The organism is Shewanella xiamenensis, assembly GCF_024971755.1.
Lineage (GTDB): Bacteria > Pseudomonadota > Gammaproteobacteria > Enterobacterales > Shewanellaceae > Shewanella > Shewanella xiamenensis.
Window position 1 is genome coordinate 4227902 of record NZ_CP079718.1, and the last position, 13949, is coordinate 4241850.

Annotated in this window: 14 protein-coding genes; 7 read left to right on the plus strand and 7 right to left on the minus strand. The window is 48.6% G+C overall.

What is annotated here, in order from left to right; genetic code table 11:
• Positions 1 to 611: 611 nt before the first annotated feature.
• The 3 genes from KXJ80_RS19665 to KXJ80_RS19675 all read right to left on the minus strand — a co-directional run bounded on the left by KXJ80_RS19665 (position 612) and on the right by KXJ80_RS19675 (position 3873).
• The gene (locus KXJ80_RS19665) at positions 612 to 2318 is read right to left on the minus strand and encodes an amidase (protein ID WP_218737401.1); all 1707 of its coding nucleotides are present in this window, start codon (positions 2316 to 2318) and stop codon (positions 612 to 614) included.
• 73 nt (positions 2319 to 2391) lie between these two features.
• A complete protein-coding gene (gene aguA / locus KXJ80_RS19670) occupies positions 2392 to 3504 on the minus strand; it encodes an agmatine deiminase (RefSeq protein ID WP_218737402.1) in 1113 nt (370 codons plus the stop codon).
• A gap of 168 nt (positions 3505 to 3672) precedes the next feature.
• Positions 3673 to 3873 (minus strand): YheV family putative zinc ribbon protein, encoded by a 201-nt coding sequence (locus KXJ80_RS19675; protein WP_011071175.1) that lies wholly within the window; start codon positions 3871 to 3873, stop codon positions 3673 to 3675.
• A gap of 276 nt (positions 3874 to 4149) precedes the next feature.
• Here KXJ80_RS19675 and KXJ80_RS19680 point away from each other — a divergent pair, with 276 nt between their 5' ends.
• Both KXJ80_RS19680 and KXJ80_RS19685 read left to right on the plus strand, forming a co-directional pair.
• The gene (locus KXJ80_RS19680) at positions 4150 to 6063 is read left to right on the plus strand and encodes an ABC transporter ATP-binding protein (RefSeq protein ID WP_259474500.1); all 1914 of its coding nucleotides are present in this window, start codon (positions 4150 to 4152) and stop codon (positions 6061 to 6063) included.
• Between the two features lie 35 nt (positions 6064 to 6098).
• On the plus strand, positions 6099 to 6560 hold the full coding sequence (locus KXJ80_RS19685; RefSeq protein WP_169548336.1) for a DUF2390 domain-containing protein: 462 nt from the start codon (positions 6099 to 6101) through the stop codon (positions 6558 to 6560).
• 253 nt (positions 6561 to 6813) lie between these two features.
• Here the strand turns inward: KXJ80_RS19685 and KXJ80_RS19690 are convergent, their stop codons facing one another.
• Both KXJ80_RS19690 and KXJ80_RS19695 read right to left on the minus strand, forming a co-directional pair.
• On the minus strand, positions 6814 to 7221 hold the full coding sequence (locus tag KXJ80_RS19690; protein ID WP_218737404.1) for a GFA family protein: 408 nt from the start codon (positions 7219 to 7221) through the stop codon (positions 6814 to 6816).
• A gap of 88 nt (positions 7222 to 7309) precedes the next feature.
• The gene (locus tag KXJ80_RS19695; protein WP_037414574.1) at positions 7310 to 7645 is read right to left on the minus strand and encodes a winged helix-turn-helix transcriptional regulator; all 336 of its coding nucleotides are present in this window, start codon (positions 7643 to 7645) and stop codon (positions 7310 to 7312) included.
• A gap of 102 nt (positions 7646 to 7747) precedes the next feature.
• Here KXJ80_RS19695 and KXJ80_RS19700 point away from each other — a divergent pair, with 102 nt between their 5' ends.
• Positions 7748 to 8530: an SDR family NAD(P)-dependent oxidoreductase gene (locus KXJ80_RS19700; RefSeq protein ID WP_218737405.1), complete on the plus strand. Its 783-nt coding sequence runs from the start codon at positions 7748 to 7750 to the stop codon at positions 8528 to 8530.
• Positions 8531 to 8600: 70 nt separating this feature from the next.
• Complete coding sequence (locus tag KXJ80_RS19705) at positions 8601 to 9260, plus strand: cupin domain-containing protein (protein WP_218737406.1); 660 nt, start codon at positions 8601 to 8603, stop codon at positions 9258 to 9260.
• Between the two features lie 70 nt (positions 9261 to 9330).
• Here KXJ80_RS19705 and KXJ80_RS19710 read toward each other — a convergent pair whose 3' ends face one another.
• Complete coding sequence (locus KXJ80_RS19710; protein WP_218737407.1) at positions 9331 to 10926, minus strand: GMC family oxidoreductase; 1596 nt, start codon at positions 10924 to 10926, stop codon at positions 9331 to 9333.
• Between the two features lie 46 nt (positions 10927 to 10972).
• Positions 10973 to 11479: a TAT leader-containing periplasmic protein gene (locus KXJ80_RS19715; RefSeq protein WP_218737408.1), complete on the minus strand. Its 507-nt coding sequence runs from the start codon at positions 11477 to 11479 to the stop codon at positions 10973 to 10975.
• A gap of 111 nt (positions 11480 to 11590) precedes the next feature.
• On the opposite strand from KXJ80_RS19715, the gene KXJ80_RS19720 reads away from it, so the two are divergent.
• The 3 genes from KXJ80_RS19720 (at position 11591) to KXJ80_RS19730 (ending at position 13802) form a co-directional block, all read left to right on the plus strand.
• On the plus strand, positions 11591 to 12574 hold the full coding sequence (locus KXJ80_RS19720; protein ID WP_037414562.1) for a hydrolase: 984 nt from the start codon (positions 11591 to 11593) through the stop codon (positions 12572 to 12574).
• Between the two features lie 9 nt (positions 12575 to 12583).
• A complete protein-coding gene (locus tag KXJ80_RS19725; protein ID WP_037429042.1) occupies positions 12584 to 12829 on the plus strand; it encodes a YheU family protein in 246 nt (81 codons plus the stop codon).
• A gap of 85 nt (positions 12830 to 12914) precedes the next feature.
• Positions 12915 to 13802, plus strand: a complete 888-nt coding sequence (locus KXJ80_RS19730) for a phosphoribulokinase (RefSeq protein WP_011071167.1) — start codon at positions 12915 to 12917, stop codon at positions 13800 to 13802.
• The last annotated feature ends 147 nt before the right edge of the window (positions 13803 to 13949 follow it).

The window sequence follows — 13949 nt, forward strand, 5'->3', positions numbered from 1 at the left end:
CAGTAGGCAGTCTCTTGATCACAAGACCTGTTTAAGAGACCGAGCGAGTTCGTAACCCTCAAGGATGGCTTGCAATTTGAGCCATCCTTTCCTGAGCGTCTTAACTAACGCTCATCCATTTTTTTACTGTCTTTCCAACTGCCAAGACCAGTGAAAACGCGCACGAGTAAAGGATCAAAATCGTTCTAGATCCTGATGTTTTGAATACGACAGTATGCTTATCCAACTTTTTGATAGGGGATAGAGAATCACATAACATGGTGTGTAACAATGAAATTTTTTAGGTCAGAAAGTTCGTTACTGCTCCATCGGCAAATTTTTAACTCGTTTTGGGGCAAAAACATTTTATAAAAGGCTGCGTATTGATGAGATTGCTGCCATTTAGCGTGATTCTTAATTGCTTGGTATAAGGCTGTATTACTCTCACACAGTAGCAAACAGCAGCAAATGGCGAAATCTTGTATCAGGCTTTTGTTAGCATAAAAAACGGGATTGGCATATTAAGGCCCATCCCGTTTTTATGACTCTACACTTTGCCGTTATAAGGGGCTAAATCTCTAGCAAGATAAATCCCTAAGATTAAGCTAAGTCTATATTTGTCAGTTTAACGCTTATTGACTCAGTTTTGGTGTGCGCGGCGGAATAATGCGCCTGTTACCTGTTGACTCAAATGCACCGGCAAATTTAAGCAGGTTATTGTCGTCATAGGCGCGGCCCGCGAAGGTCAAACCCACTGGCATGCCAATATCGGCCATCACCCCCATAGGCACAGTCACAGTCGGTACGCCTAAGTGGCGAATCGCTAAGTTACCATTTGCCACCCAAACCCCGTTACTCCACGCAATATCGGCTGAGGCCGGATTCACATGGGCATCGGCGGGGCCCACATCGGCCACCGTTGGGAACAGCACGGCATCAAGCTTTAGCCAGTCCATCCAATCTTCAAGATCCAGCTTACGGGTCTTTTCTAAACCACGCAGACCATCGGGAATACTGTCGATCTGATCGAAGGATTTAAGGCCACGCTTAGCCATGTTGACATACTCTTCCATGCCTGCCGCTAAGTCACCTTCACGATTTGGCAAGGTGCCAAGATCATGGGGGAATATCAAATGCCCCACCACATCTTCAAGCTTGTTGAGTTTAGGATCATTGTTAGCACGCAGGAATTCATCGAACGCCCAACCTGAGAGTTCCCATAATTCATCATGGAGGAATTGCGGCGTGACTATGCCACGGTTAAACACGGTCGGCGCGCCGGGGCGGTCGCCTTCACAATTTGAAACCAACGGAAAATCGACTTCAATCACTTCGGCGCCAGCGGCTTCCAAGACTTTACGCGCGGCTTCCCACAGATCGATCACCGATTGGCGGGTATGGATCCGTTGACCCGTTGGGCCGCCAATACCCGGATTTTCGCTGGTGCCAGCCAATTCATCTTTATTGATGTACATGCGCGGCACACCAAAACGCTTACCCTTAAGCGTATCGGCGCTAGCCGCCAGCGCTAGATAGGATTCTGGGCGAACTGTCGATGCTTTAGGGATTTTAACCCAAGGTTGTAGACGCCAGAGATCGCCACGGGTGATTGGGTCATCGGCCACAATCACATCGAGCACTTCGAGCATATCCGCCATTGTGCGGGTATAGGGCACAACCACATCCATGGTCGGGGTTAGCGGCCAGTTACCACGCACGGAAATCACGCCGCGAGACGGCGTATAGGCGCATAAACCATTATTGGACGCAGGGCCACGACCGCTCGACCAAGTTTCTTCGGCAAGACCGAAAGCAGAATAACTTGCCGCCGTGCCCGTGCCCGCCCCATTGGAAGACCCCGAAGCAAAGGGTGCAGTAAGATAATCAGCATTGTATGGGCTTTCAGCGCGGCCATAGTGACCACGCTGCATACCGCCATTAGCCATGGGAGGCATATTGGTTTTGCCTAGGCAAATGGCACCCGCGGCACGTAGGCGCTCGACGGCAAAGGCATCGTACTGAGCCACTAAATCTTTAAATGCTGGGCTGCCAGACGCCGCCGTCAGTCCCTTCACCAAATAGCTGTCCTTAGCGGTGTAAGGAATACCATCGAGCTGGCTTAAGGTTTCACCTCGAGCGCGGCGCGCATCTGAGGCTTCAGCTTCTTTCAGCGCCTCGGGGTTGTGCACCACTAACGCATTGAGCTTAGTTTTTGTCGCGGGGCCGTCATACGCTTCAACCCGCGCGAGATACGATTTCACCAACTCCACTGCGGTGGTACGGCCAGATTCGAGCGCAGCACGCAGCTCGGCAATAGAAACTTCAGTGACTTCAAACATCTTACGCCCTCCCGTAGAAAGCCAATTGTGGTGTATTAACAGTGACATCAATCGTCATGCTGTTCTCCTTGGGTTACTTTCCAGCAGGGATTTGCTGAGTAATACAATGGATATTGCCGCCACCTAATAAAATCTCACGGGCGGGCACCCCCACAATCTCATGCTCAGGGAAAATTTCTTGCAGTTTTTGGGCTGCGATATCATCGGTTGCTGGGTCAAGCAGTGGGAATACGATGCGATGATTGGTGATTAAAAAGTTCACGTAAGAACCCGCTAAACGCTCACCTGCCGTACGTGGCACACCAGTGCCTTCAGTTACACCTTTTGATTCTTCTTCGCTGCAATACAGCGGCCCTGGTTGTGGCAACAGATGGATTTTTAACTTACGGCCTTTGGCATCCACGGTATTTTGCAGCACTTCGAGCGCGGCTTTTGAACGTGGATATTGTGGATCCGATTCATCATCAGTCCAGTGCAGAATAACCTCACCAGGACGGGCAAAACAGCACATATTATCGATATGACCATCGGTCTCATCCATATAAACGCCATCTTGTAACCAGATAAACTGCTTAACATTCAAATAGTCACGCAGTAAGTCTTCAATCTGTTCTTTTGTCAGCTCAGGGTTACGGTTGGCGTTGAGTAAACATTCGGCACTCGTCATACAGGTGCCTTCACCATCGACATGGATGGAGCCACCTTCGAGGATCAGCGGCGCGCGATAACGGGCAAAACCATGCTGTGCAAGCATTTGCTGCGCGACTTGCTCGTCCTTATCCCATGGAAAGTACAAACCACCGTTATGGCCGCCCCAAGCATTAAAACCCCAGTCAACACCGCGGCATTCGCCCTCGGCATTAACGACCACAGTTGGCCCTGTATCGCGAGCCCAGCAATCGTTACTGTCCATTTCAACCAAGGTAACATGGGATGGCATTACCGTTTTGGCTTCGGCTAAAAAGGCTTTAGGGACACCCATATACACTGGCGTTGCCGCGCCAATCGCATCGGCCACCTTAGCGAAAGTCGCCTGAGCATACGCACCCGCAGCGCGCCAGTTATCAGGACGATAGGGCCAAATCATCCACACAGCTTGCTGCGCCGCCCATTCGGCGGGCATATAAAAACCATCTTGTGATGGCTTAGTCTTTAACGGCGTGACATCCACATTCACGTTTGTCATGAGTTTTGTCTCCAGTAATGCTGAAATCGATAAGGGTGTACGCCCCTAAAATAGGACGACAGAATACAGTTATATCAGCCCCACAACGATGCAAGGGCCATTGGCAGCGGTGAATAAAATCTCTTACATACTTTGCCAGCACGTGTTTGGCGCTTCATAAAGATGAGCCTAGTCGGGTTTAAACACCCCAATGACGGCGCCCGTGGCTTTTTCGGTCACTTTGATATCGGTTTGCTGCTCACGATAATCACAGTCAGTACATTCTACGGTTTCGATACCGTTTTCTTTAAACAGCAAAATGCTGTCTTTCGCGCCGCACTTAGGGCATTTTGCGCCAGCAACAAAGCGTTTTTTTATTTTAGTGGTCATGATACAAACCTATAAATGGCTACGCGCCCAGCGATAAGCGAATCATCGGCGTTAAGGCGAAAATGTGGCGCTATTTTGCCATACTGCCCAGCTATTGCCAGTCCTTGAATAAACTTGTGCAGCCATACTCCCTGACCACGCGGTAGATCGCTATCGCACTAGGCCATAAAAAGTCGAAGAAATACGCAGCAACTCGGCCTAAGTTGTGGTTTGCCATGAGCTTGTACGTTATCATCACAACCCTTACTCATTCATGATATGACCAAGTTGTAGTTAATGATCAGCATCAACCAAGCACAATTAATCCGTGGTAGCAAAACCCTGCTCGACGAAGCCTCTCTGACCATCTATCCCGGCCATAAGGTCGGCCTAGTGGGCGCCAACGGCACGGGTAAATCCTCACTGCTGGCATTAATTATGGGTCACCTGAGCTTAGATAAAGGCGAGTTTAGTATGCCTTCGGGTTGGCAGATTGCCAGCGTCGCCCAGGAAACCCCTGCGCTCGATATGTCTGCACTTGAATATGTGCTTGATGGCGATAAAGAATATCGCCAGCTTGAGGCTGAACTGCACATTGCACAGGAACATAATGATGGCCATGCCATTGCGACCTTGCACGGTAAAATCGATGCCATTGGCGGTTATGCTATTCGCGCCCGCGCCGGAGCCCTGCTTGCAGGTTTAGGCTTTAGCGAAGCCGAGCAAAATAACCCAGTGAAAAGCTTTTCGGGCGGTTGGCGGATGCGCCTCAACTTAGCCCAAGCACTGCTATGCCGCTCGGACTTACTGCTGCTCGACGAACCGACCAACCACTTAGACTTAGATACCATGTACTGGCTCGAAGGTTGGATTAAGTCCTATCAAGGCACGCTGATTTTAATCAGCCACGATAGGGATTTTATCGATGAAATCGTTGATGAAATCGTCCATGTCGAAAATCAAAAACTCAACTTCTACAAAGGCAACTACAGTGCCTTTGAACGCATCCGCGCTGAACGTATGGCACAGCAACAGGTCGCCTTTGAGCGCCAACAAAAAGAACAGGCGCATATGCAGTCTTTTGTTGACCGCTTCCGCTACAAGGCCAGTAAAGCCAAGCAAGCGCAGAGCCGCTTAAAGGCGCTGGAGCGGATGACTGAGCTGTTACCATCTCAAGCAGATAGCCCGTTTTATATGGAGTTTCGCCCGCCTGAAGCCCTGCCCAATCCGCTGATTAAGATGGAGCAAGTGGCTGTTGGCTATGGCGATAAGCAAATCCTCAGCAAAGTGCATTTAAACTTAGTGCCTGGAGCGCGCATTGGGTTGCTCGGCCGTAACGGTGCGGGTAAATCAACCCTAATCAAGCTGTTATCGGGCCAGTTATCACCGATGACCGGATTGTATGAGCCCAATCCTGGCCTCAATATCGGTTACTTTGCCCAGCATCAAATCGAATTTTTACGCTTAGACGATACGCCGCTGCAACATTTAGTGCGCCTTGCGCCCAATGCCCGCGAGCAGGAATTGCGTAACTTCCTCGGTGGTTTTGGCTTTAATGGCGATATGGCACTCTCGCCAGTGCGCCCCTTCTCGGGTGGCGAAAAAGCCCGTTTAGTGTTGGCATTATTGGTATGGCAACGGCCCAATCTGTTGCTGCTTGACGAACCAACCAACCATTTAGATTTAGAGATGCGCCATGCGCTCACTATGGCATTGCAAACCTTTGAAGGTGCAATGGTGATTGTATCGCACGACCGCCATTTATTGCGCTTAACCTGTAGCGACTACTATTTGGTTGACCAAGGTGAAGTACAAGCCTTTGATGGCGATCTTGACGATTACCACCAATGGTTGCTCGACGCCGCAAAAGCCGCCAGTGCCAACCAAACGGCCAACAGCGATGACACCAAACCCGCTGTCGATAAGAAGCAGCAAAAGCGCTTAGAGGCTGAGCTACGCCAAAAAGTGTCGCCCCTTAAACGGAAACAAGCCAAGTTAGAAATTGATCAACAAAAACTCAGTGAGCGCCTTGCCGAGTTAGAACACCTGCTCGCCGATGGCGAATTATATGATCAAGACAATAAAGCCAAGCTCACCTCGGTACTGAATGAACGCACCAGCTTGACACAGACGCTAGAAGAAAGTGAAATGCAATGGCTTGAGCTACAAGAAGAAATTGATGCAATAGAACTTGAGTTAATGGGCCAATAACCGGTCTGCTGGCGCCTAATTGACAAGGAAGCCGTATGTCGAATGTAACCCCGCTAGACAGCCAAATTTGGCATTGGTGTGATATGAGCTATGGGCAAAATAAAGTGCTTTGCCTTGAGCTTCAGGATAATTGTCAGGTGAATGTGAATCTATTACTGCTAGCGCAGTATTTAGATCTCACCAGTGATGTGGCGGGACCTCGGGAATATTCAACCGAGCAATGGCAACAACTCGTCAATGCAGTATGGGAATGGGATGAAAAGTTTCTCACACCCTATCGCCGTCTCCGTCGTCTCGCCAAAGCCAGCCTGAATGCAGCAGAATATCAGCAAATGCTCGATGTTGAGTTGATGATGGAACGCAAGGCGCAGCGCACCATTTTACATGCCGTCAATGATTTATCGCCTAGCGGTCAACAAACCAATCTCGTGAGTTACCTCGCGCTATTTGGTTTATCCGCTGCGGATGTTATTGCGCTAGATCTTATCGCACCTTAACTGGCCTCACGCACAGCTTACTTAACCTGAACTCGGGATAACGAGTGTCGGAAAAATCTAAATTTAACAATCAAAATCAATGCTATAAATGATTTTTTTGAAAAGAAGAATCTTTTTTCTGACTGAATGCGCAGATTTTTGCGCATATCAAGGCGCTCTGTCGTATGCCATAGCGAGCTATGGTTAGACAGAGCAACGCAGAGAGGCCCGAAAAGATGCCTATTCAGCGGCTCTACTTATCCCGAGCTCAGGTTTACTTAGTGCGAGCTTGAGGATAACGCTGGCAGTTATCCTCAATGTTAAGCCAGCTCAGCTGCTGCTCAGTATAAATATGGTAATTAGGCTGCACTGAATTTGGATCATCTAAGCTGGCGATCGTTAGGGTGAGATAGTCGGGATACTCAGTGTGCCTAAAGGTCAGTGAGCAGCCACATTGGGCGCAAAATCCGCGTCTTACAAAATCTGATGAGGCAAACTCAGTGACGTTGCCCTTAAGCCATGTCACCTGCGACACCTTAAAATCCATCCAAGCACCAAAGGCTGCCCCAATACTCTTTTGGCACATGCAGCAGTGACAATAATCCGCATCGAAGGGCTTGCCCTCAATCCGATAACGAATCGCTCCGCATAAACAGCCACCCTGTTGCAAGATCTTAGACATATCCATTAACCCTCATCAAACAGAGCAAAAACCTAATACATTAAGTTACCTTGATTATCTTGTGTAACTGGCCAGTCAAGACAGCTCATTACGCATCAATTTCTTGCTGCAATTTTTCCAGCTCATCCAAAATATGCAGAAATTTTTGGCCAAACTCCGTCACTTGATATTCGACCCGCGGTGGTAATTCGTTATAAATGACCTTATCTAAAATGCCAAATTCAATGTTCTTTTTTAAACATTGATTCAATACCTTAGTGGAGAGTCCCTCGACTGAGCGCACCATTTCTCCAGGCCTTTGGATCCCATTGGCCAACAACTGATAAACCGTTAATGACCATTTGCAACCATAAATCGTCTCGACCATTCGGGCTGAGCGCTCAGGCGGCGATTTGCGAGAAATAATTTTTTCATTGTTATTCATAAAGATGTACCAAAAAGTACCTGCCTAACCAATTTGTACTTACTGTTCAGATAGTTATTGAGTTCATAAGATTACCACCTTGATAATACATAGGAGTAGCAAATGCAATTTAATACCTCAAATCTGGCCATTATTATTGGCGGTAGCAGCGGCATCGGTTTTGAAACCGCTAAACAACTGGTCAAGCAAGGCGTATCAGTGCTTATCGTGGGTAATCAACAAGAAAAACTCACTGATGCCGTCGCTGCGCTCAAACAGGAAAATACAACCCCCGAGTTACAGGTCGAGGGATTTCAAGCCAACCTTTACCAAGCGGCGGATCTTAATCGACTCATTACACACATCAACCAACTCGAGCATAAGGTCGGCTATCTCGTCAATGCGGCGGGGTATTTCAATCCCAAATCCTTTATTGACCACACTGAAGCCGATTACGAACTGTATATGGGGTTAAATAAAGCGCTGTTCAGGATTACCCAAGCCGTGACCCACAAGATGATCGATGCGGGCGGTGGTAGTATAGTGAACATAGGGTCGATGTGGGCAAAACAAGCGGTTAAAGCCACGCCTTCGTCGGCGTATTCGATGGCCAAAGCCGGGTTACACGCATTAACCCAACACTTAGCGATGGAACTGGCGGACAAGCATATTCGCGTCAATGCGGTTTCACCTGCGGTGGTCAATACACCAATCTATAACGCTTTTATTCCAAAGGAAGAGCTAGACCAAGTGCTTGCAAGCTTTGATGCTTTTCATCCAATAGGACGAGTCGGCACTCCTGCCGATGTGGCAAATAGCGTGTGCTTTTTGTTATCCAATGACACCAGCTGGGTAACAGGTGCAATTTGGGATGTTGATGGCGGCGTGATGGCAGGACGCAACTAAATTCGCGAGTTAATGCACTGCGAGCGACACATAACTAATCATTAGAAAAGGTTAAATCGGGTCTAACACTATGCTTAATATGAACTTTAGTGAACGTATCGTTATTGATACTGAGCAGCAACCTTGGTTGCCAAGCCCTGCTCAAGGGGTGTGGCGTAAACCACTGGAGCGGGAGGCTAAGGAATCAGGGCACACCACCAGCATAGTGAAATATGACGCGGGCTCGCAGTTTACGACCCACCAGCATCCGCAGGGCGAAGAAATCCTTGTGCTCGAAGGGGTATTTTCCGATGAAAACGGTGATTATCCCGCGGGCAGTTATCTTCGCCATCCCCCCGGGAGCCAACATGCTCCTTTTAGCCAAACAGGTTGCGTGATTTTCGTAAAACTTAACCAATTCGATCCGCGGGATCTCGAACTGATCAGAATGAATACTCAGCAGACACTATGGTTACCGGGTATTGGTGGCTTACAAGTGATGCCGTTACACGAGTTCGAGCACCAACATACCGCATTAGTGAAATGGCCTAAGGGAGAAAAATTTCAACCCCATCGGCATTTTGGTGGCGAAGAAATCTTAGTGTTATCGGGCAAGTTTCAAGATGAACTTGGCGAATATCCGCGCCACACATGGATACGCAGCCCACATATGAGCGGCCACTTTCCTTTTGTCGCAGAGGAAACCATTATCTTAGTAAAAACAGGCCATTTGCCCATTAGCGCCATGTAACGCTAGCAGACGACTCATTAGGCTTAGACCGCATAAGTGTTAGCGACTGACTTATGCGGCCGAGGAAATATCAGCCTTTGCCATCGGTGAGCTTTTGCGCCAGCGCGGTGGCATTGCGCGCGGTAATACCATAAATCGACAACTGTGGGTTTGCACCTAAGCTAGTCGGGAAGATAGAACCGTCCATCACCGACAGATTATCCAAATAATGTGACTGCCCATAGCTATTGACCATAGAGAGCTTTTCATCTTCGCCGAATGGACAGCCACCCATCACATGGGCCGAGGCCACTACCGTCTTTAGCGGCGCTAAGTCCATTTGGGCTATGCTCTCTTTCGCTTCCTTCCATGACGACAAATAGGGCATACCATCGCTGATAGGCAGCACTTTTAATGCACCTGCCGAAAATTGCAATTCGGCCATGCTGGCGTAGGCTCGCCGCGCTGCCCGCCAAAAAGCGTCGGTTAATGGATAATCTAACGTAAAGCCTGTTGGGGTTAAATGCACTTGCCCGCCTTGACTATCGGGATGATAACCGTCGCGAACCAAGGCGATAGTCACCTGCAACTGATTAAACTGCGCCATCAACTCAGCATGGCTTAATCCATAACCTATGGTCTTAGAGGCGATCAAAATCGGATGCACTGGCGGCACTTCGAGCTTGTAACCTAACTCGCCATCTGCGCCATTTTTCCAAACAAACTCATCGGAATAGATAGATTGAGGTGCGCCGCTGTGGGCATTAATCGCATCGGCAAATACGCCGCCAGAAAGCACAGTGGGATGTAAAAAGGTTCGTTTGCCCAATAACTGGTAGGGATCGGGCACCTCAGAGCGCATCATTAAGGTCGGCGTGTGGATAGCGCCAGCGCTCAAAATATAGTGTTTGGCTTTAAACAGCAGCTCAACCGCAGTCGGCCTTAAATTAACGTCGAGCGCCTGTGCCTTGAGGGCAAAGACTTGGCCATTATGATGTTCAATCTTAACGACTTTGGCACGGCTAATCAGCTGTGCGCCTTTCTCTAATGCACTCGGAATTGTCGTGACTAGCATCGACTGTTTGGCATTGACTGGGCAGCCCATCCCGCAATAGCCAGTATTCCAGCAGCCCGCCACATTGCGTTTAATGACGGTATAATCCCAACCTAGATTGATACAGCCTTGCTTGAGTGCACCGTTATTGCGGTTAGGTTCATAATTCCATTCGTGGATATTGAGCCGCTGCTCCATCTGCTCGAACCAAGGCGCGAGGGTTTCAGGATCGAGTCCGGCTACCGATTTATGCTGTGCCCAAAAGGCTAAGGCTTCCTTTGGTGTACGAATGGAGGTGGTCCAATTGATGGTCGTCGAGCCCCCCACGGCGCGACCTTGGAAAATACCAATCGCTTTATCGGCGGTTTTCATCGCCGCCGCCTGTTGATACAAATTCGGGTAAGCAACCCGCTCCTCCATATTAAAATCGCTGGAGGATTTAAGCGGCCCCGCTTCAATCATGATCACACTGAGCCCAGCTTGGGTGAGGATCTCTGCCGCTACGCCGCCGCCTGCGCCCGTGCCCACAATCACCACATCGGCTTCAAATTGTTGGTTTTCTTGCAGCTGACTGGCATCGGTATGTAACCAACCGGAATTTAAGCCTGTCACTATGGGATCTATGATTGCCACTTGGAACACTCCATCTTCACATTATTGTTATTATTAGAAATTCGACCTATTTGAACAACTCAGGCTTGGCGTAGTGGAGTCGGCTCCAATGCTCAGGACAAGCGTAATAACTGGCCATCACTAATTCTCGCAGGCCTAAATAAGCCGTTTGCAATAACGCAAAGTAGCTGTGGCGCCAAGTCTCGAGCATTTGGGTCAACTCGGCGGGAGAGCGCATTAACAGTGGCGTCATGCTTGAGGTAAGTAGCAATAATCCAAGGCGATTCTCGAGCATATCGAGTAGTTCAAATAACTCGGACTGCTGTTCATCTGGCAACACAGCGATCGATTGATTAATGGCATCTAAGGTGCGATTTTGCGCCGCCACCTTATGGGTTGCCACATCAGGCAAAGCCCCATCAAGCATCACAGGCAACAGCACACTGAATAGTAAGCGGTAGTCTTTCCCCTCGCCTTCATCGGATAGACTAAATTCGGGAGAATAAAGATTCACCCCTAGGGCTATCGCCGCCGTACCAGCAAACGCGCCCAGTAAAAAGGTTCGTCTATTCATCAATGTCTCCCCAAGACGCTTAGTGTTAAATTACTGTGCTACAATGACCGCGAACCTAAATTAAACACACGTTTTAATTTTCAGCAATAGTTGATGCCAAGATAAGATCCCATGCCAAACGCTTTTACACCGCCTTGGTGGGCCAAAAGTCCCCATGTACAAACCATTTTGCCCGTATTCACTAAAGTGGCCAAACCTGTGCTTAAGCGACAGCGACTCGAGCTTCCCGATGGCGATTTTATCGATTTAGATTGGCAAGCTAGGCCAGAAATCGGTAAACCCATTGTGGTTATCATTCATGGATTAGAGGGTAGTGCCCAGTCCCATTATGCCAGACGCATTCTGCAAGCCTGTAAAGAACAAGAGTTAGCCGCCGTGGTTCACCATCATAGAAGCTGCTCAGGTGAAGCCAATCGTCTCGCCCGCAGTTACCACAGTGGCGACACCGACGATTTGCAGTTTAGCCTAAGCCAGCTGCAACAAACCTATCCGCAATCACCTTTATTGGCAGTAGGTTACAGCTTAGGCGGCAATGTATTGACCAAATATCAAGGCGAATATCAAGAGCACAGCCTGTTGAGTCGCGCTGTAGTCGTGTCGGCGCCGCTGCAATTATCGGCCTGTGCAAAACGCTTAGAGAATGGTTTTTCAAAGGTGTATCAAAGCCATTTAATCAAGCAGTTACAATATAAGGTCAATCAAAAGCTTAATGATCCAGAGCTTGCTGGCACTATGACCTTGACCCCAATCCAAGTTGCTAATCTCAATACTTTTTATGACTTTGACGATAAAGTCACCGCCCCGCTCCATGGATTTTTAGGTGTAGAAGATTACTATACCCGCGCCAGCGGCTTACCCTTTGTTAGCCGAATCACTAAGCCTACGCTAATTATGCATGCCAAGGACGATCCCTTTATGACGGATGAGGTCATCCCGCATCCCAGCCAGCTTTCCGAACATGTGGAATATGAGTTACATGCCCATGGCGGCCATGTTGGTTTTATCGAAGGCGGCACGCCATGGAAGCCACGCTATTATTTAGAGCGGCGCATTTTAGACTTTTTACTCGCCAATGATGCTTCATCGGCACCTTAAGGAACCCGAATGCTTATCCCCTACGATGCCTTACTCCAACTCCCCAAAGAGACCTTAGTCAATTTGATCCGCGAATATTTGTTAGGGCAAGTGGAAGATGGAAGTTTTACTAGCCTAGATGAGCAAGAACTATCAGGCGCAATAGTGCAATGCCAACAAGCACTTAAACAAGGTAAACTTGTCTTAGAATACAGTGAAGAGGATGAGTCCTTTGCCATTCGTCACGCTGACCAAGTGGCCAAACGGCAAGATTGACCATTAGTATCCCTGTGCCGTATAAATAGCTTATACGGTTTATCGCTCCCACTGAGCGGCTCTTTATGGTGCCTAGGTAGAAAACATGTCAGCAAAACATCCAATTATTGCAGTTACAGGCTCATCTGGGGCAGGAACCACCACCACAACCACCGCCTTTAGTCATATTTTTCGCCAACTTGGAATCAATGCCGCCTTTGTAGAAGGGGATAGTTTTCATCACTATACCCGCGCAGAGATGGAAGTGATGATCCGTAAATCCCAAGCCGAGAATCGTAACCTGAGCTATTTTGGCCCCGAGGCCAATAACTTTGCCCGCCTAGAACAATGCTTTCGCGATTATGGCGCCACTGGCCAAGGTGAAACCCGCAGCTACTTACACACCTTTGACGAAGCCGTGCCATTTAACCAAATGCCCGGCACCTTCACCCAATGGCGGCCACTGCCTGAAAACACCGATATGTTGTATTACGAAGGCTTACATGGCGGTGTGGTCACGGGTGATGCCAATGTGGCCCAGCATGTGGATTTGCTGATCGGCATGGTGCCTATCGTCAACTTAGAGTGGATCCAAAAGATCATTCGCGATACTTCGGAGCGTGGCCATAGCCGCGAAAAAGTCATGGGCTCGATTGTCCGCAGTATGGACGATTATATTAAGCATATGACGCCGCAATTTTCGCGCACCCATATCAACTTCCAACGGGTGCCGACGGTAGATACCTCTAACCCCTTTAGCGCCAAAGATATTCCAAGCCTAGATGAAAGCTTTGTAGTGATCCGTTTTCGCGGCATCAACAACGTCGACTTCCCCTATTATTTGAGCATGATCCAAGGCTCCTTTATGTCACGGGTTAACACCTTGGTGGTGCCGGGTGGCAAAATGTCCCTCGCAATGGAGCTGATCCTTACACCGCTGATTAAAGATTTGATGGAAAAACGCCAACAGCTTAATAGTCCGCAGGCGAACTGAGATAGTGTTAACGTTTGACTAAAGGCTAATGAAATAAAGCCTTTTTGAGCAATAGATTAAGTTTGATTTAAGCCATTGAAGTTAATCTTATTGGCATCGGGATTTCAGGCGAAAGAACGATAGTTGGCATACTCTTGGGAGTTAATT

Coding starts and splice junctions, on each gene's coding strand:
- KXJ80_RS19730 (WP_011071167.1), top strand. CDS start 12,915: ATGTCAGCAAAACATCCAATTATTGCAGTTACAGGCTCATCTGGGGCA.
- KXJ80_RS19700 (WP_218737405.1), top strand. CDS start 7,748: ATGCAATTTAATACCTCAAATCTGGCCATTATTATTGGCGGTAGCAGC.
- KXJ80_RS19690 (WP_218737404.1), bottom strand. CDS start 7,221: ATGTCTAAGATCTTGCAACAGGGTGGCTGTTTATGCGGAGCGATTCGT.
- KXJ80_RS19685 (WP_169548336.1), top strand. CDS start 6,099: ATGTCGAATGTAACCCCGCTAGACAGCCAAATTTGGCATTGGTGTGAT.
- aguA (WP_218737402.1), bottom strand. CDS start 3,504: ATGACAAACGTGAATGTGGATGTCACGCCGTTAAAGACTAAGCCATCA.
- KXJ80_RS19695 (WP_037414574.1), bottom strand. CDS start 7,645: ATGAATAACAATGAAAAAATTATTTCTCGCAAATCGCCGCCTGAGCGC.
- KXJ80_RS19720 (WP_037414562.1), top strand. CDS start 11,591: ATGCCAAACGCTTTTACACCGCCTTGGTGGGCCAAAAGTCCCCATGTA.
- KXJ80_RS19705 (WP_218737406.1), top strand. CDS start 8,601: ATGCTTAATATGAACTTTAGTGAACGTATCGTTATTGATACTGAGCAG.
- KXJ80_RS19665 (WP_218737401.1), bottom strand. CDS start 2,318: ATGTTTGAAGTCACTGAAGTTTCTATTGCCGAGCTGCGTGCTGCGCTC.
- KXJ80_RS19680 (WP_259474500.1), top strand. CDS start 4,150: ATGATCAGCATCAACCAAGCACAATTAATCCGTGGTAGCAAAACCCTG.
- KXJ80_RS19675 (WP_011071175.1), bottom strand. CDS start 3,873: ATGACCACTAAAATAAAAAAACGCTTTGTTGCTGGCGCAAAATGCCCT.
- KXJ80_RS19715 (WP_218737408.1), bottom strand. CDS start 11,479: ATGAATAGACGAACCTTTTTACTGGGCGCGTTTGCTGGTACGGCGGCG.
- KXJ80_RS19725 (WP_037429042.1), top strand. CDS start 12,584: ATGCTTATCCCCTACGATGCCTTACTCCAACTCCCCAAAGAGACCTTA.